The organism is Rhizobium sp. CC1099, assembly GCF_029714385.1.
GTDB lineage: Bacteria > Pseudomonadota > Alphaproteobacteria > Rhizobiales > Rhizobiaceae > Rhizobium.
Genome location: NZ_CP121642.1, coordinates 2,002,481 through 2,018,117, shown reverse-complemented (window position 1 = coordinate 2,018,117; position 15,637 = coordinate 2,002,481). Strand labels below are relative to the sequence as shown.

Annotated in this window: 17 protein-coding genes; 7 read left to right on the top strand and 10 right to left on the bottom strand. The window is 58.4% G+C overall.

All coding sequences use genetic code 11. The annotated features are described in order from the left end of the window. Window positions 1-20 precede the first annotated feature (20 nt). The 4 genes from QA644_RS30975 (at window position 21) to QA644_RS30960 (ending at window position 2,498) form a co-directional block, all read left to right on the top strand. Complete coding sequence (locus QA644_RS30975) at window positions 21-239, top strand: hypothetical protein (RefSeq protein ID WP_283072929.1); 219 nt, start codon at window positions 21-23, stop codon at window positions 237-239. A 48-nt stretch (window positions 240-287) separates the two neighbouring features. After that, window positions 288-1,442 (top strand): YcaO-like family protein, encoded by a 1,155-nt coding sequence (locus QA644_RS30970; protein ID WP_283074059.1) that lies wholly within the window; start codon window positions 288-290, stop codon window positions 1,440-1,442. Then, window positions 1,439-2,137, top strand: a complete 699-nt coding sequence (locus tag QA644_RS30965; RefSeq protein WP_283072928.1) for a TfuA-like protein — start codon at window positions 1,439-1,441, stop codon at window positions 2,135-2,137. The genes QA644_RS30970 and QA644_RS30965 overlap by 4 nt, the downstream gene beginning before the upstream one ends. 103 nt (window positions 2,138-2,240) lie before the next feature. Next, a complete protein-coding gene (locus QA644_RS30960) occupies window positions 2,241-2,498 on the top strand; it encodes a hypothetical protein (protein WP_194730612.1) in 258 nt (85 codons plus the stop codon). A gap of 45 nt (window positions 2,499-2,543) precedes the next feature. On the opposite strand, the gene QA644_RS30955 is transcribed toward QA644_RS30960, so the two are convergent. The 8 genes from QA644_RS30955 to QA644_RS30920 all read right to left on the bottom strand — a co-directional run bounded on the left by QA644_RS30955 (window position 2,544) and on the right by QA644_RS30920 (window position 9,281). After that, window positions 2,544-2,990 (bottom strand): GNAT family N-acetyltransferase, encoded by a 447-nt coding sequence (locus QA644_RS30955; protein WP_283072927.1) that lies wholly within the window; start codon window positions 2,988-2,990, stop codon window positions 2,544-2,546. A gap of 320 nt (window positions 2,991-3,310) precedes the next feature. Then, window positions 3,311-4,177, bottom strand: a complete 867-nt coding sequence (locus QA644_RS30950) for a PfkB family carbohydrate kinase (RefSeq protein WP_283072926.1) — start codon at window positions 4,175-4,177, stop codon at window positions 3,311-3,313. A gap of 112 nt (window positions 4,178-4,289) precedes the next feature. Further along, a complete protein-coding gene (locus QA644_RS30945) occupies window positions 4,290-5,111 on the bottom strand; it encodes a carbohydrate ABC transporter permease (protein ID WP_022712712.1) in 822 nt (273 codons plus the stop codon). Continuing rightward, window positions 5,111-6,046 (bottom strand): sugar ABC transporter permease, encoded by a 936-nt coding sequence (locus QA644_RS30940; protein WP_194731888.1) that lies wholly within the window; start codon window positions 6,044-6,046, stop codon window positions 5,111-5,113. The genes QA644_RS30945 and QA644_RS30940 overlap by 1 nt, the downstream gene beginning before the upstream one ends. After that, window positions 6,046-7,377: a sugar ABC transporter substrate-binding protein gene (locus QA644_RS30935; protein WP_283072925.1), complete on the bottom strand. Its 1,332-nt coding sequence runs from the start codon at window positions 7,375-7,377 to the stop codon at window positions 6,046-6,048. The genes QA644_RS30940 and QA644_RS30935 overlap by 1 nt, the downstream gene beginning before the upstream one ends. Before the next feature lie 51 nt (window positions 7,378-7,428). Continuing rightward, on the bottom strand, window positions 7,429-8,088 hold the full coding sequence (locus tag QA644_RS30930) for a GntR family transcriptional regulator (protein ID WP_194730616.1): 660 nt from the start codon (window positions 8,086-8,088) through the stop codon (window positions 7,429-7,431). Between the two features lie 23 nt (window positions 8,089-8,111). Continuing rightward, a complete protein-coding gene (locus QA644_RS30925; protein WP_283072924.1) occupies window positions 8,112-8,993 on the bottom strand; it encodes a dihydrodipicolinate synthase family protein in 882 nt (293 codons plus the stop codon). Window positions 8,994-9,092: 99 nt separating this feature from the next. Continuing rightward, the gene (locus QA644_RS30920) at window positions 9,093-9,281 is read right to left on the bottom strand and encodes a hypothetical protein (protein WP_283072923.1); all 189 of its coding nucleotides are present in this window, start codon (window positions 9,279-9,281) and stop codon (window positions 9,093-9,095) included. 219 nt (window positions 9,282-9,500) lie between these two features. Between QA644_RS30920 and aac(6') the strand changes: the two genes are divergently transcribed. Then, a complete protein-coding gene (gene aac(6'), locus QA644_RS30915) occupies window positions 9,501-9,953 on the top strand; it encodes an aminoglycoside 6'-N-acetyltransferase (RefSeq protein ID WP_239603036.1) in 453 nt (150 codons plus the stop codon). Between the two features lie 115 nt (window positions 9,954-10,068). Here aac(6') and QA644_RS30910 read toward each other — a convergent pair whose 3' ends face one another. Then, window positions 10,069-11,046, bottom strand: coding sequence for an NAD-dependent epimerase/dehydratase family protein (locus tag QA644_RS30910; RefSeq protein WP_283072922.1), 978 nt, complete (start codon window positions 11,044-11,046; stop codon window positions 10,069-10,071). Between the two features lie 8 nt (window positions 11,047-11,054). After that, window positions 11,055-12,266: a glycosyltransferase family 4 protein gene (locus tag QA644_RS30905; RefSeq protein ID WP_283072921.1), complete on the bottom strand. Its 1,212-nt coding sequence runs from the start codon at window positions 12,264-12,266 to the stop codon at window positions 11,055-11,057. A gap of 408 nt (window positions 12,267-12,674) precedes the next feature. On the opposite strand from QA644_RS30905, the gene QA644_RS30900 reads away from it, so the two are divergent. Both QA644_RS30900 and QA644_RS30895 read left to right on the top strand, forming a co-directional pair. Further along, on the top strand, window positions 12,675-13,112 hold the full coding sequence (locus tag QA644_RS30900; protein ID WP_239603042.1) for a response regulator: 438 nt from the start codon (window positions 12,675-12,677) through the stop codon (window positions 13,110-13,112). A gap of 1,046 nt (window positions 13,113-14,158) precedes the next feature. After that, on the top strand, window positions 14,159-15,370 hold the full coding sequence (locus tag QA644_RS30895; protein WP_283072920.1) for an IS110 family transposase: 1,212 nt from the start codon (window positions 14,159-14,161) through the stop codon (window positions 15,368-15,370). The last annotated feature ends 267 nt before the right edge of the window (window positions 15,371-15,637 follow it).

Below are 15,637 nucleotides of genomic sequence, written 5' to 3'. Positions count from 1 at the left end.
AACCCTTATGGAGAAAATTCATGGAAAAAGCTGTCGTATTCGGTGTTGCAGGACAAGCGGATCTCTGGATTGCGGATCTTGACGCAGGCACGGTGAAGCCGCTTGGATCGCCGGTTGGAGAGCTGGCACAAGTTGTTTCGGATGTCCGCAAGACAGGAGGCACCTTTGTGAAGAAGGTGGACTTCGCCATCGCGGTTTCTTCGGCGCAAACGGTGTTTTCCGGTCACGTCGACGGTTGAGATGCTGCTCTGACAGCCGCTCAAGTCCTTTCATATTCCGACCGGACCATCGTGCCGTCAGAGACGCTCACGCGTGTCGCGCCGTTACTGGTTGACTTCGGCGTTACCCGTGTCGCACGTCACACCGGTCTCGATCGCATCGGGATACCCGTCTGGTGTGCCTATTCTCCCAACGCCCGCTCGATCGTCGTCGCCCAAGGCAAGGGCCTGAGCGACGACGATGCGAAGGTATCGGCCGTCATGGAGGCCCTGGAACGGGCCGTTGCCGGCAATCCTTCCGTCGATACTGTCCAGGCAAGCGCGCGTCACCTTCAAGAATCCGGCTACAGGGTCGAAAAGCTGAACTGTCTGATCGGTCGCCACAAGAACGACATAGGCAATGACGAAGAGATCGAATGGGCGCTCGGCAGGGAACTCTTGTCGGGGACCGAGATCTATATCCCTTTCGAGGCTGCGATCCTCGACCGGACACGCGATTGCCGCTTCTGGATGTCCTCCGATGGCTTGGCGTCCGGAAACACGCTCGAGGAGGCAATGCTACATGGCATGCTCGAGCGCATAGAACGGGATGCCTATGTCCTTTGGCGGATAGGCAATGACAGAGACCGCCACTCGCGTTGCATCGATCCACGCGGTCTTAAGGACGCGGCCTTGGATCAATTGATCGAAAAGATCGAAACGGCCGGGTTGGTACTTCGGCTCTTCGACATGATGAGCGATATCGCCGTTCCGTGCTTCACCGCAATTTTAGGCCCAGGCGATATTCATGACGACGCAAATGTCCGTTTTGTCGAAGTGACGGCAGGAAGCGGCGCTCATCCATCGCCCGTTCGGGCGGCCATACGGGCTGTAACCGAAGCAGCTCAATCCCGGTTGACCTATATCAGCGGTGCACGGGACGACATTTTGCCCGAAACCTTCCTTGCACCTCTCCCGTTGCAGACGCGCACTCTTTTCCAGGCCGTTCCGGCGATGCCGGCGACGATTGCGCCGGCGTATCCGCAATCTCTCGCTCAACATCTCGACTATACACTGAGTGCCTTGCGCAAAAAGCAAATAGATCAAGTCATCGTCCTGGCCCTCAGCGATCCCGCACTTCCTTTTAGCGTCGCGAAAATCTTTATCCCTGCCCTTGAAAATCCGGAGGGCGGGCGCGCACGCCGCTTTGGAAATCGGGCGGTTTCAAAGGCTATCATGTCATGAAGGTGATCTTTGTCGGTCCGAGCCTTCCAGATGCGGCATCCTTCGCTGGAGATGAGGCCTTCGTCTGCCCACCTGCGGTTCAGGGCGATGTTCTTGCCGCCGTGAGGCGTGGCGCGAGTGTCATCGGGCTAATCGACGGGGGGTTCGAATATACGGCGCCGGTCTGGCACAAGGAGATCCTCTACGCGCTATCGCAGAATGTGGCTGTATTAGGCGCGGCCAGCATGGGAGCACTGCGCGCTGCAGAATGCCAGCTCTTTGGAATGATTGGCATCGGCCGGATCTTCCGTGAATACGAGAAGGGCGCGACCGTCGATGACGCTGACGTCGCTTTGCTCCACGGCCCAATGGAATATGGATACAAATCCCTGACGGTGCCGCTCGTGAATGTCAGGGCAACGCTCGACAAATTGGAAAGCGAAAAGCAACTTGCATCTGCAATGCGGGTAAGGCTTGAAGAGAATGCTGCTCGAATCTTCTTCAAGGAACGGACCTGGCAATCGATCGTCGCCAATTGTGGCACGGCCAACATTGCGGCACCGCGGGAGTTGCTTTCGCTGCTGGTCTCAAACGCCGTCGATCAGAAACGGATTGATGCTCTTGCTCTTCTGGAAGCTGTTCGCACCATCAGTGACTTCCCCCTTGATAGAGAGATTACCTGGCATATGAACGAGACATTTGTTTCGCCCATTTAACAGCGTATGCGCCGCTCAGTGCAATTACGGATTGTGTCACGCGTTTTTCACGGGCTCTTCGCCGTCATCCCCAATATGTTCTCCAGAGATTTTGGAGATCGAGATGAGCGCCACTTCTGCAGGTAATCCAGATGGCTCAAGCCACAATGCAAGATCCATTGAGGAATTGGATGAGCTCATCGCGCTCGCCCGAATGATCACTTACGCAAGATACGCGGCGCAGGACGTTGAGCTTGTCAACGCGACGCATTGGCTCGACCTGGCCCTGAAGGCCGTTACCCGCGAGATCGGGGATGGCGCTGAAACGGGGCTGCCCGACCTGACACTGTCGGTGGACGCCATTAATCTGCACAAGCACTAGCCCGGCCGACAAGCTCGGCCATGGCTCATTGCTTCATCATCGCAGCTAGCGAAGTCGTTTGGAATAAACGCCAAGCCTGTTCGACGGCTCATACCCATTACCCGTGTAATAGTCCGCAACACGGCCGCTCTGCTGGGAAACGAGCCAGATCTGCAGATAACCCATAGTTCGGGCTTCGATTTGGAGGCGGCCCAGCAGACCCGAGCCAACTCCCTTTCCTTGATGCTTGGGCAATACGGCTATTTCAGCAAGGTGCAGGCCGCGGCCGATCACCGAGGTATGCGGAAGGGCAAAGGCGAATCCGATGGCTTCTTTCGCCTCGAACGCTGCCACACCAAGGCAGCCAGGTGTTGCGGCCAGTTCATCCAGACGCCAAGCTGCATTCTCTATCGACCACGCTTCATTCCAAGGCGGCTCGGCGTAAGCCTGCACCATAATAGCTGCGCTTTGCGCCGCTTCGACATGCGTTATTCGTCTGAATTCGATGGGCATCCGCACCTGCTATTGAAACGCTCGCAGAGAAGAAACCTGCTCGTCGACTAAATCCTGCTTGGAGAGCATCAAGGCTGCCTGCAATCTCATTTCCTGCAATGTTCTCCAAACCGCGAAATGATGCGCTCCATCGGCGATCCTGTTTGCGTTGGATCCGCTCCATGGCGCCTCCGAGAGAACTAAGCACAGGCTTGCACAAAGATGTCGTGACTTTATCGTGACACCCTCAGTGAGGGAATAGTAATGACAATACACAATTTAAAGAAGTGAATTCGGAAGGACGCTGTTTCATGGCGGCTGAACCAGCGCTCCAAGCGCAGTTACACCCGCGAGATCTGCGGCGTCCACTGTGCCAGACAGGCGGCAAGCTGATCGCTGTCGGGTGCACCCGTGCGTCCGCCGAAGACCTGACACTTAAGTGCCGCCGCCGCCGATGACATGCGCATGGCATCTTCGATTTGCAATTGCTGTGCGACGGCAAAGGCAAACGCGCCGTGGAAGATGTCGCCCGCCGCAAGCGTATCGACTGTTTTGGCGGGTCGCGCGGTCATATGCATCACGCAATCGTTGACATCGTCATACCAATAGGCGCCGTTTTCACCCGCCGTGACGCTGATAAATGCCAGCGGGAAACGCTGCTTGAGCACGCCAATGGCCGCAGCACAATCTTCCGTCGCTGCCAGCTTGCCTGCTGCAGGGCGCGAAAAGATGATGTGGCTCGCTGCCGGCCCCAGCCGCTCGATGACCCCATCGGCGGCGACGTCGCCATCCAAGATCGCCGGCTTGCCGAGGCTCTGCGCCGTTTCCAGGACCTTGAGAGCAAGCTCTGGCCATCGAACGTCAACTAAAACGGCGTCGAAAATGGCGATTTCAGTTGTCGAAATGTGTTTGACGGAGCGATGCAGTTCGGGGTCGTAAAAGGGGACAATGAGGCGCTCGCCGTCGTCGTCAACCAGGATGGTCGAAACTGCAGATCTCGCGCCTTGCACGATATGCATTCCGCTTATGTCGATGCCGGCTAGAGAGAGATCCGCGATAATGCGCTTGCCTGTTTCGTCATCCCCAACAGCACCCCACAGGCTTGCCTTGCCCCCAAGCCTGACAACAGCGTAAGCCGCGCTCGAGGCCATACCCTCGGCGATCTGCAGCATGTCATATGGCAGAACCTTGCCTTGTCCCGTCGGCATTTTACGAACGCGAAACAGCGTATCCAGCACAGCTGCGCCGACGCACAAGACGTGCGGCTGTCGGTCCTTTGCCTTTGAAACCCTCTCCCTCGTCAAAACAGCATGCCCGCCATCAGCTGCCTTTGACGGCGCCCGCCGTCAAACCAGCAACGATCTGCTTCTGGGCAAACATTGTCAGCACCAGCACCGGCAGCGTGACGATCAGAGCTGCCGCCGCAAGCGGTCCCCAACTGACCTGCTCGAAGGAAAGCATGTTGTAGACTGCCACCGGCAACGTCCGGGTTTCGCGGCTCGCGAGCACGATACCGAACACGAAATTGTTCCACGAGAAGATGACGGAGAGGATGAAGGCGACGACAATGCCGGGCTTGGCGATCGGCAGCGCCACCAGGCGGAAGACCTGCCATGGCGTTGCCCCGTCGATACTTGCCGCCTCTTCGAGCTCCATCGGCGTCGTTTCGAAATAGCCGATCATGATCCAGACGACGATCGGCACAGTCACCACGAGATGGATGATGATCTGTGGCCAGAGTGTGCCGAGGAGATCCAGCCATTGGAACAGCAAGAAGAGCGGGATCAGAAAGGAAAGCCCGGGTGTCATTCGCGCGATCATGATGACCATTGCCGAACGCTCGGCTTTGAGCCGGGCAATGCCATAGCCTGCCGGCACGCCAATCAAAAGCGCCAGAAATGTCGCCGCCCCCGTCACAAGAATGGAATTCCAGAAATACAGGAAGAAATTGTTTTCCTCGAAGACTTTGACGTAGTTCGACCAGGCAAATCGCTCTGGGATGAAGATCGGCGGATAGGCTCCATTGTCGATTTCGTATTTCAGGGACAGCGAGATCATCCACAGAAAGAAGAGGATGACCGGCGAGACCATCACCAGCGCGACGAAGAAAAGACCGATGCGATCGAGCGTCTTGCGCTTCATCAGCGTGTCTCCGTGTTTGACCAGTTCGTCCGCGCGCGCACCATCATTAAAACGAAGGAGAGCGCGACGATGACGACGAAGAAGACGACGGCCATCGCAGATCCGTAACCGATGTCGTAATAGGAAAAGGCCGTATTGTAGAGATAGATATTGATCGTCTCCGAGGCCGTGCCCGGTCCGCCTTGCGTCATCGCATAGATGATGTCGAAGCTCTTTACGGCATCGATGCTGCGGATGATGACGCCGACCATCAGGAAGGGCGCAATCATCGGCAGCGTGAGATAACGGAACTTCTGCCAGGCATTGGCACCATCGATTTCCGCGCTTTCATACGGCTCGCGCGGCAGAGCCGCAAGACCGCCAAGCACGATCAGCATGATCAGCGGCGTCCACTGCCAGGTTTCCACCAGAACCAGCGAGGGAATGACGCTCGTCTGATTGTAGATCCATTCCTGAGGCCCAATTCCCACCAATGAGAGAAGATAATTGAGGACGCCGAGCTGCGGATGAAACATCATCGTCCAGACGAGCGCGATGGCAACAGGCGTCGCCATCATCGGCATGACGAATATGCCGCGCAGGAGTCCGCGCAACGGGAACTGCGCGTCAAAGATGAGGGCGGCGAGCGTTCCGAGAAACAGAGGTCCGATCACCGCAAGCACCGTATAAAGGACGGTATGCCAAAGAGAATCCCAAAAACGCGTGTCGGTCGCGAGACGGAGATAGTTGTCCCAGCCTGAAAAGGCCTGTGCCTGGCCAAGCGTCCAGCTGTTTACGCTCATCCACAGGGTGAAAACCCATGGAAAAACGATGACGGCCGCGATCACGATCAGGGCTGGAACGACGAAGGGCCAGTAGTTCGGGGCAAGCCCACTGGGCTTGCTCCTCGCACTGGTTGCCGTCGCTTTGGCGGCTTCAATGCTCACCGAAGACATCATCCCTCGCTTCGCGCCAGCACCGGCTCGAACTGGGCCGTGGCGGACTTGAGTTCGGCGGCCGGATCTGCGCCGCCGATCATGTTCGTCAGGCCGACGCCATAGATGTCCCGGAATTCAGTGACCGGGATGATGACCGGCAGGGCGAGCTTCGAAATCTTGCCGGAGCCGACGACCGCGTCGACCCATGCGCTCGGCATGGTGACGCCTTCGCGGACCTTGGGATCTTCAAGGATAGAGGGGCGGAAGGGAACGCCGGCACCGGCCTGCAGAAGCCGGGCACCCATGTCATGGGAAACCACCCATTGGCAGAAGAGGTAGGCCGCTTCCTTGTTCTTGCTTGCTGCCGTTACGCCGATACCGTCGCCAAATGTTGCGGCTGCCTGCGCTTTCGGGCCCTTCGGCATGATCCCGTAACCCACCTGGCCGACGACGCGGGATTTTTCCGGGTTTTCGATCGGCGGTGCAAAGCCGACGCCATCGAGCCACATGCCGATCTTGCCCTGCAGGAATGCCGATTGCGCTTCTGCCCAATTGAATCCGGAGACGCCGACAGGCGCTGCCTTGGTCATCAGACGCTGGTAGAGCGTTGCCGCCTGGATGGCCTCGTCGGAGGTGGTGCGCAGTTTGCCGTCGGGCCCGAGGGGGGTCATGCCATAACCGAGCATGAGGGCCGTCCAGACGGGGACATTGGCGTTTTTCAGTCCGCGGGCAACGAAGCCGTAAGTGTTGCTCGACGCGTCGGTCAGGGCCTCTGCGGCGTTCGCCATCTCTTCGAAGGTTGCCGGGTACGAAAGGCCTTTCTTCTCGAAGAGCTGCTTGTTCCAGTAGACAATCCAGTAGTCGACGGAGAAGGGCAGGGAGCGCAGGAGGCCGTCGGAATCCTTGGCGAACTGCAGGCCCGCATCGGCGAAGTCGCCCTCGACCAGAGACGGATCGGTAAGGGACGGATCCTTGAGAAATCCGCTTATATCGGCAAGCCAGCCACCCTTTTCGAACTGTCGTTTCTGCACATGATAGCTCATGTGAACAACGTCGAAGCTCGGCATTCCGGAGCTGAGTTCGATCGTCGTCTTCTGGCGCTGCTGCTGTTCGGGCGTCGCCTCGGCATTGACCTTTATACCGGTCAGCTCTTCGAACTCGCCGAGATATTTGAGGATGATTTCACTGCGTGGGCTCTTGACGAGATTGACTTCGAGCGTCGTGCCGGAAAACCGTTTCCAGTCAACGGCGGCCGAAGCCGCCCGGACGCCAAGAAAGCCGGCGGCGCCGAGAGCGGCAGAACCAGCCAGAAAGCCCCGGCGAGTTGGATTCCAAATTGAAGATGACATGCCATTCCTCCTCTTCTTGCCGGAGATCTCCTCACCGCCGGCTTGCTTTGCCTATAATCTGAGTGCGCGGTCCCTCGCGTGATGGATATGTGCGACGAGCGCGCTGACCGCATCTTCCGCAGACCGTCGCTCGATGGCTTCGAGAACCTTCAGATGTTCTCCCATGACCGGCCCGACACGGCCGTCGATACGAAAGCGTTCCTGGCTTATAAGGCGCATCTTGATTGAATTCACCCGGTAGACATTCGAGATGATGGTGTTGCCGAGCGCGTCGATGAAGGCGTCATGCATTCCCCAGTCCACAGCCTGGGCGTGAAGCTCAAGTTCATGCGAATTGTTGCCGCCATTGATGGCGTCGGCGATGTCCCGGTGCATTTTCAGGAGGCCCGCGATCGTTTCGTCGGAGGCCGACCGCGTAAAAAGCGCAACCGCCTCCTTCTCCAGGAACACGCGAAGCTGAAAGGCTTCGCGGATCAGGTTGAGATCGATATGAGCAATCTGCAGGCCGCGCTGCGGCACCGTCTTGATGAGGCCTTCGGCTTCGAGTCTTGGAATGAGTTCACGAATTGCGCCGAGCGTCAGTCCTGTCAGTTCGACGAGACGGCGTTGGGAGACGAACTGACCAGGGCGGACATCGCGCGCCAGCAGATGTCGAGTAAAGCTCTCATAAGCTCTTTCCCGCAACGTCGGCTGTTCGTCCAGTCCATCCATGGATCCCCCTTCGTACATGACGATTAAGCGGCCTTTTTTTGAAACAGGGCGTCAAAGGCGAGGGCAAGCTTGCTGCATCCTTCGCCGGATATTGAAACGAGCGGCGGGCGGACCGCAAGCCACATTTCATCGTCGCTCAGATGTGCGATCATCACCTTTACGGCGGGGGTCACGGGATACTTCAGCAGCTCGGCTACGAAAGCGACCACGCGCGCATCATCCTTTCCCTCTTCGGCCATCCGCTTGATCTCGGGGGCGATGAAATTCGCCATGCCGGAGATTGCGCCCTGGCCGCCCAGGCGCGTGCCTTGTGCCAGATGACGCTCATCGCCGATCAGGATGATGAGATCGTGATGGGCCTCGAGCAGCTTTTCGGTAAAGGCCCAATCGCCGGAGGAATCCTTGACGCCCGTTACAATTCCGGGAAACGCCTGACGCAGGCGGCCGATCAGCGCAACGCTCAAGGGCACCATCGTGACGGAGGGAATGTTATAGACGATGATGTCGCGGGCCTGGTCCCCGAGAATGCGGAATACCGCACAAAACCAGCGGAAAATGCCTTCGTCGCTGACATTCTTGAAATAGCAAGGCGGGGCGAGGAGAATGTTTCGGACACCCATGGACAGGGTATAGCCCGTCTGGGCGGCAGCATCCTCGGCGGCATCGACCAGGACGCCCACGACGATTTGGGAGGGATCAATACCGGCCTCGATGAATGCCGCAAGCACCCTCTGGCGCTCAGCGCTGCCGATCGACGATCCTTCGCCGGTCGTCCCAAACAGCGTGACGCTGGAGCAGCCGGCCGCAAGGCTGCGCTTTGCCTGAGCGATCATCGCGGAAACTGCAATGTTATCGTCGCCGTCGAAAGGTGTCGCCAGCGCGACCGATAATCCAAAACGCCCCACGAACCTACATCCCGCGATCTGACTATTCAGTATAGATTGACTAACATGTTAGTTATAGCCGAGCAAGTGGGAATCTCGCCTCTGGAGAGCTATGGCCTATCAGAGAGCGGTCTGCTTCGAGGCAGCGTCATGGGTGAGGCGTTCCGGGAACGCTACTGCCAAAACCAGGATTTCGACGCTTCGGCCCGGGCCTCTTGTGACCTGACGCCGATATCCTTCAGCTGCGCGGCCGTCAGTGCGCTTTTCGAAACAGCGGACAACTGCATTCTGCCAAGCCTGCAGGTTCATGTCAGTTTCCCGCCTGCGCAATAAGGTTCGGGGTCACACGCCCAGCCCCTAACCGAAATGTGGAATCCAAGTAGATACTGGTGCCGAATCCCCTTGTGGCATGGGTGTTTGGGGCGGTTTATCTTGCTGGAATTATCTTCGTGAAGCATTCTGCGCACTCACCTGTCGCAAAACTGTCGCTTTAATTGGGATTTTTTGCGACAAGAAGGGAACCGCAATATGGAATCGATTATTGAGATTGGGACCATAAAAGATGTTGAGTCGTGGGCGGAGCTTCGCGTTGCGCTGTGGCCGCATCACTCGCTCGAAGATCATCGAGCTGAGTTGGGCCGGGCGTTTCTTTCAGAAAGTGGAGAAGCCGTCGCGTTCATCGCTCGAAATGCTGCGAATGAAGCTGTCGGGTTTGCTGAGGCCACTTTGCGACATGATTATGTGAATGGATGCAGCAGCTCGCCCGTTCTATTCCTCGAAGGGATTTATGTCCGGCCCGTTGACAGGCGAAAGGGTATCGCACGATTGCTTTGCAATGCCGTTGCCGATTGGGGGAAGTCGCTTGGGTGTGTTGAGTTTGGCTCTGACGCGCTGCTTGAGAATTCAGCCAGCCATGCGCTCCATACCGCTTTAGGATTTGAGGAGACACAGCGCGTCGTGTTCTTCCGAAAGCCACTGTAGGCCGGTGTTGCCCTTCCACGAGGATGGCTTGTCGCGAAACTCACTCGCAAAAGTTGGAGTTTCGCGATAGATATTTGCTACAGAAAGTATTCCACATTTCAGTTAGGGGCTGGGGTCACACGCAGGCACCTTCGAGGCGGTGGTGATGCTCAAGGCAGCGCTGCACGCCTTCCTCGATACCGATCTTCGGCGTGAGTCCGAACGACTTTTGAAGCGCAACGTCGCCGCAGCGGAAGAATACGCCCTCTGGACGGTTTGCCGTTCCTCGCACCTGCGGTGCCCAGCCGAGCTCGCGGCTGACAAGCTCGGCAAGCGCAATGAAAGAGGTTGCCTTGCCCGTCGAGAGGTTGAGGCTTGCGCCTGACGGCAGCGCGTCCATCGTTTCCCAGATGAAATCGACGCAATCGGAAATGTGGATGAAGTCGCGGCATTGGTGTCCGCTCCCCCAGACGGAGACCTCCGGCGCGCCGCGCTCCTTGAGAAGCCTGCTGCAGATGGCGGGGAAGGGATAGGCGAGGTCCTGGTCCTCGCCGTAGCCGCTGAATGGCCGGTAGGCAACGGCCCGGCCGCCATAGCGCTCGACATAGAGCTTCATCAAGTACTCGCCGGTGAGCTTGGTCCAGCCGTAGCTGAGGTCGGGCACGCCGAGCGGGCGCTCGAAAGAGATCATGTCTTCGGAGAGCCTCGTCTGCATCGCCTCAGTCTGCAACGCCACGGGATAGGCCGCACTGGAGCTGAAATAGACGACGGTTCCGGGGCGGCATTCGCCTGCCCACCGCCAGAGCGCTGCGTCGACGGCGAGATCTTCGGCAACGAGCAGCGTCTGGTTCTCGAGCGTCATGCGCCCACCGACGAGCGCCGCGAGGTGAAACACATAGTCGAAATGTTCGTCAGCGCTTTCGAAAAATGCCCGGCAATCCTGCTCATTCAAGGTGAACTGACGATGCAGGCGCTGGCTTGAAACCGGTGGCCTTGCGCCCGTTCCCGGTTTCATCAAATCGACGCAGACCACATCGAAGCCCTCGGCCAAAAGCCGGTCACAGAGATGCCGGCCGACAAAGCCGCATCCGCCAGTTACGAGTGCACGCGTCATGATCCCCCCTAAGCAGCAAGAAATGCAGGCCCCCCTGTATAGATCGCGATCATCCGGCGTTCCCATTCTGGGCGGCTGGGCGCAATCTTCTTGCCAAAGGCGCGGGCGCCTTCGGCGAGCTTTTGCACAAGGCTGTCGCTCTTGACCTTCAACAACGCTTCGGCGAGTGAGGCGGCATCGCCGCTCTTGAACACCAGCCCTGCGCCGTTTTGCTCAACCTCGTCAGCCATGAGGGCGTTGCTGCTTATGATTACCGGGATTCCGCTCATGATCGCCTCGGCGGCCACCAGCCCGTAAGGCTCCGGCATCCGAGACGGCATCACGAATATCCGTGCCTGGTCGGCAAGCTCGGACACGGTTGCATCATCGAGCCAGCCGGGTACCCAGCAATGGGGAAGCGTCACCTGCATTTCTTCGAGAAGCGGCCCGCGGCCGATCAGCGTTGCTGCCTGACCGGTCATGCGCAGCGCTTCGCCCAGCGTACGCACGCCCTTTTCCCAGGTCATGCGGCCGAGGAACATGATGCGTTGGCGCCGCCAAGGTTCCGTCGGCCGCCACGTGAGAGGCTCGGTGGGAGTGCGCAAGGTCTGGAAGTTCCTGATTGGCCCGGGGGTCAAATAGGCTTCCATCTTCTCATGCGCGAGGATCACCTCGATGCGCTCCCAGAAGGCGTCGCCCACGCCAATCTGCCCCAGCATGCGGCGGAAGCGCCAGAGCTTGTGCAGATAGTTTCGCTTATCGCAGTTGGTTGCCAGGCACTCGAATGACATCGGTTTGACGGGGCAGATTTCGCCGCTCTTGTAATTGAGGCGGCCGCCATTCGGGCAGTTCAGGAAAAAGTCGTGGGCTGTTATAATGACGCGGGCCGGGCTCTCGGCCAATGCATGGAAGATCGAAGGCGATAGGATCTGGTTCCAGCCGTGCACATGAACGACGGTCTCTTCGCGGGATTGGCCCAACAGCGTAGCCAGCGCCTCGTATGCCCGCTTGTTGAAGTGACGGTCGAAGACATTCGCGATAACAGGCCCATCTCGAAGCGGCTTCTCGCCAAGCGCGATCGCGGGTACGCGCAGACCGGACTCTTCCAGGCCGGTCCCGTCGTCGCCGACGAAGAAAGTGCAATCCACGGCGGCTTGCACACAAGCCTGCAGACACTGGATCGCGACTTTCGTGGCTCCACCTCGGACAACGGAAACGTCGTTCACAACAATGAGACGCATGGTCGAATCGCCCAAATTTACGCAGGGGCCAAGCGGGGACCAGCATCGGCAAAGGAAATACAAAATCCCCGCTTTCAATGAGGCGATGTATCACGCCCGATTGCAATTCACCCAATGGCATTAGTCCGGAAAGAGTGCCGGCGGGATTGCTATTTAAAAACAATCTGCTGGTGCGCGACCCACATAAAGTAATCACCTCCGTTGGAAGTTTCTTCAACGCGCCGACCGGGTATTGCTGGCGGCCAGCGGTGGACAAAAGCAACGTTGCGTAGACGCAAGCCTGAATGACATGACACGTAAGTTGTGACTGCGCGCCGCATTCGGCGCTTCACAATGTGAAGTGACTCCGAGCCGTGTCGGATGTACGCTATTTGATAGCGCACAATTGCGAGAGCAAAGGGTGCAAAGATGACAATTGGAACTGTTCTGCTTCTTGAGGACGAGCCGATCATCGCTCTCGACATCGAGAAGCTCCTCCAGGAAAACGGCGCCGACAAGGTCGTCACCCTGTCGACCTGTGCCGAGGCTATCGGGTGGCTGGGTGTCAACACCCCGAATATCGCCATCGTCGATCCGCGTCTCAGCGATGGAGTCTGCTCGTTTGCGGTGAAGACCCTTGCAGAGCGCAGTGTCCCCTTCATTCTCTATTCTGGCGAACCAGATGCGGCGATCGAGAGCGAACCCGCCTTCTCCGCAGGCCAGCTGCTTTATAAGCCATGTGAGCCCGACAGACTGATCGCCGCTCTCTCGCGGGCTGCTATCGGGTCGTTTGAACACTCCGCCCGCAAGGGTCGACCTACGCGGCTCCCGTTGAAAAAGGGCACCAACCGGACCACCGGTTTATGATGACGCGGCCAGCTGAATCCAAGTACAGCGAGAGTGCCTTGCGCCGAGTTGGGACCTTAGTCCAAGTTGACGGCAAGCCCCTCCAAGCTAAACTAGGCTTAGTCGTCCACTCTGCGGCGATTTCGCATTTCTCAATGCCCCGCCGCTTGCGGGGCATTTTTCTACGCGGTCGCACTGGAGTTTGCCGCAGGTGGTTGGAGCACCTTATTTCCGGGATCGCCATGGCGCGGCTATCTGGCATTTTTCGCCTTGGACGGATACGCCACTGCTTCCGCAGCGGCAGTCCGCTCAAGCTTCCGACGTGCCGTAGATTAACCTCCTGCGGCGCGAGATGCGACGGGGCTCGCCTCGACCCCCAGACCCTCCGGGACGAGCCCTTGTCGCATCGCATGAACTGGGGTATCCGCCCAACAGAGTGGCAAGGGGGACAACGGCTCGCTTGAAGGACCTGTTCGGCTTGCGGAAACACCGTTCGTTACTCGGCCGACCCCGCTCGGGCAGTTTCCTCGCGGAGCAAAAACGACACCTCAAGAGTAAATGGCTTGCTGGAGGCTGGCCGGTAATGGAGCGGGACTGCCGCAAAAAAATGGGCCGCTGGTAGTTGCGGCCCATGAGATGTGAAGGTGTGAACCTCCAGAGGGGAACAGCTGGCGGCACCGGGAGGAATAGGTACACGCGGCAGCTGTTTCTATATAGGGACAAAGGCAGCATTGAGCAACCCGCGATTGCTTAGCCGGCAGCTTCGGGCAGGCGGCCTTGTTCTTACTCCTCCTCATTGACTAGACTGCTCAAGCAGCTCAAAGAATGAAGCACGGTAAGGCTAACGGGATGCGGGACCCCGTGCGATCTTACGCACTCGTAGCCGAGTGACTTCAAAGTCGGATCCATCCAAGAAAAAGCCTGCCGTTGCGGTGACGGCGACAGCCAGTAATATCCAACTGGCCAATCTCGCCTACTACCGTCCTGCAGGGCGCCGCGGGGACGCGGAGCGAAGTCAAGCATCCCCGGGAAATCCGGATTGCTGCGCCCGACGGCCGTAAGACCGTATGTCCGTCTTCGTGGCTGAGGTGGCTCGCCCTACACTGGTCTTCCGAGGGTTGCTCGGAAGGGCCGAGCCGATCCTCACGACAGGAGGACGAGCCGTGGCAGATTATAGAGAAGCTTTTGTCGGAATCGATGTCGCCAAACTGAAGAATGCGATTGCAATTGCTGAATCCGGCCGGGACGGAGAAGTTCGCTATTTCGGCGAGATTGATGCATCGGATGCCAGCATGCGCCGCATTATCCAGCGAATAGTCGCGAAGTTTGATCACGTGCATTTCTGCTACGAGGCCGGCCCCACCGGTTACGGCCTTCACCGGCTCATCAAGTCGCTTGGCCATGACTGCATGGTTGTCGCTCCGTCGCTGATCCCGAGGAAGCCTGGTGACCGGGTTAAGACGAACCGTCGAGACGCGCTTGCGCTCGCCCGGCTATTGAGGGCCGGCGAGCTCACGGCCGTTTGGGTTCCCGACGAAGGTCACGAAGCTATGCGAGATCTCGTTCGCGCCCGCTCTGCCGCTATCGAGACATTACGGGTTCACCGGCAACAGGTAAGCGCCTTCATGCTCAAGCATGGTCGCATCTATCCGCGCAAGAAAGGCTGGACGATGCGGTATCTGCGCTGGCTGCAGGAGCAGCAGTTTGATCATCCGGCACATCAGATAGCACTGCAGGAAATGGTCGAGGCAGTGCGCACTTCGAAGGAGCGTGCCGAACGACTGGAGAAAGTGATCGAGGAATTTGTCCCGAACTGGTCTCTCGCCCCGGTCGTTCGAGCGCTGCAGACCCTGCGTGGTGTCGATCTAATTGTCGCCGTCACCTTCGCCACGGAGGTCGGTGACGTAACCCGATTTGAAAGCCCACGCCAATTGATGGGCTATCTCGGTCTCGTTCCTGGCGAGCGATCCACGGGTGAAACCGTGAGACGAGGCGGAATAACGAAGGCTGGCAACGGTCGAGTTCGACACATGCTTGTTGAGAGTGCGTGGACGTATCGCCATCCGCCGAAGCTGGGCGTAAGGAAGCTGTATCGCTTGGAGGAAGCCCCGCCGAGAGTGCGAGAAATCGCGTGGAAAGCTCAGAGCCGATTGACGGCTCGATATCGCTTGCTGGCCGCACGGGGAAAACGAACGACGGTGGTTTGCACTGCAATTGCCCGTGAACTGGCCGGCTTCATGTGGGCTGTTGCAAGGGAGGCGCAGGCGATCAGAACATAGGTCACTGCAGCGAACTTGCACCTCGCGCATGGGCGGAGGCGGGACAACGGCAGGGGAATATCCGTCACCGCTTTGTGGCCGGCATCGACCGACGCCCGCAGTAAGATAGGAACAGCCCCGCACGCACAATCGGGAATGCGGTAGCCAACCCGCGCATCAGAGCTTGATCACCGACGTCCTTCAGTTCCGCCTCCACCCATGCGCGATCATCATGAGAGGACCGTTCGCGAGAGCGGTAGCTTCCTCATGCCCAAAGCGTTGACAACG

What these genes read in the sequence shown, in the direction of transcription:
- QA644_RS30905 (WP_283072921.1), bottom strand. Translation starts at nt 12,266, where the DNA reads ATGCGTCTCATTGTTGTGAACGACGTTTCCGTTGTCCGAGGTGGAGCC.
- QA644_RS30955 (WP_283072927.1), bottom strand. Translation starts at nt 2,990, where the DNA reads ATGCCCATCGAATTCAGACGAATAACGCATGTCGAAGCGGCGCAAAGC.
- QA644_RS30945 (WP_022712712.1), bottom strand. Translation starts at nt 5,111, where the DNA reads ATGAAGCGCAAGACGCTCGATCGCATCGGTCTTTTCTTCGTCGCGCTG.
- QA644_RS30965 (WP_283072928.1), top strand. Translation starts at nt 1,439, where the DNA reads ATGAAGGTGATCTTTGTCGGTCCGAGCCTTCCAGATGCGGCATCCTTC.
- QA644_RS30960 (WP_194730612.1), top strand. Translation starts at nt 2,241, where the DNA reads ATGAGCGCCACTTCTGCAGGTAATCCAGATGGCTCAAGCCACAATGCA.
- QA644_RS30900 (WP_239603042.1), top strand. Translation starts at nt 12,675, where the DNA reads ATGACAATTGGAACTGTTCTGCTTCTTGAGGACGAGCCGATCATCGCT.
- QA644_RS30910 (WP_283072922.1), bottom strand. Translation starts at nt 11,046, where the DNA reads ATGACGCGTGCACTCGTAACTGGCGGATGCGGCTTTGTCGGCCGGCAT.
- QA644_RS30930 (WP_194730616.1), bottom strand. Translation starts at nt 8,088, where the DNA reads ATGGATGGACTGGACGAACAGCCGACGTTGCGGGAAAGAGCTTATGAG.
- QA644_RS30975 (WP_283072929.1), top strand. Translation starts at nt 21, where the DNA reads ATGGAAAAAGCTGTCGTATTCGGTGTTGCAGGACAAGCGGATCTCTGG.
- QA644_RS30935 (WP_283072925.1), bottom strand. Translation starts at nt 7,377, where the DNA reads ATGTCATCTTCAATTTGGAATCCAACTCGCCGGGGCTTTCTGGCTGGT.
- QA644_RS30940 (WP_194731888.1), bottom strand. Translation starts at nt 6,046, where the DNA reads ATGTCTTCGGTGAGCATTGAAGCCGCCAAAGCGACGGCAACCAGTGCG.
- QA644_RS30920 (WP_283072923.1), bottom strand. Translation starts at nt 9,281, where the DNA reads ATGAACCTGCAGGCTTGGCAGAATGCAGTTGTCCGCTGTTTCGAAAAG.
- QA644_RS30950 (WP_283072926.1), bottom strand. Translation starts at nt 4,177, where the DNA reads ATGCCGACGGGACAAGGCAAGGTTCTGCCATATGACATGCTGCAGATC.
- QA644_RS30895 (WP_283072920.1), top strand. Translation starts at nt 14,159, where the DNA reads ATGTCCGTCTTCGTGGCTGAGGTGGCTCGCCCTACACTGGTCTTCCGA.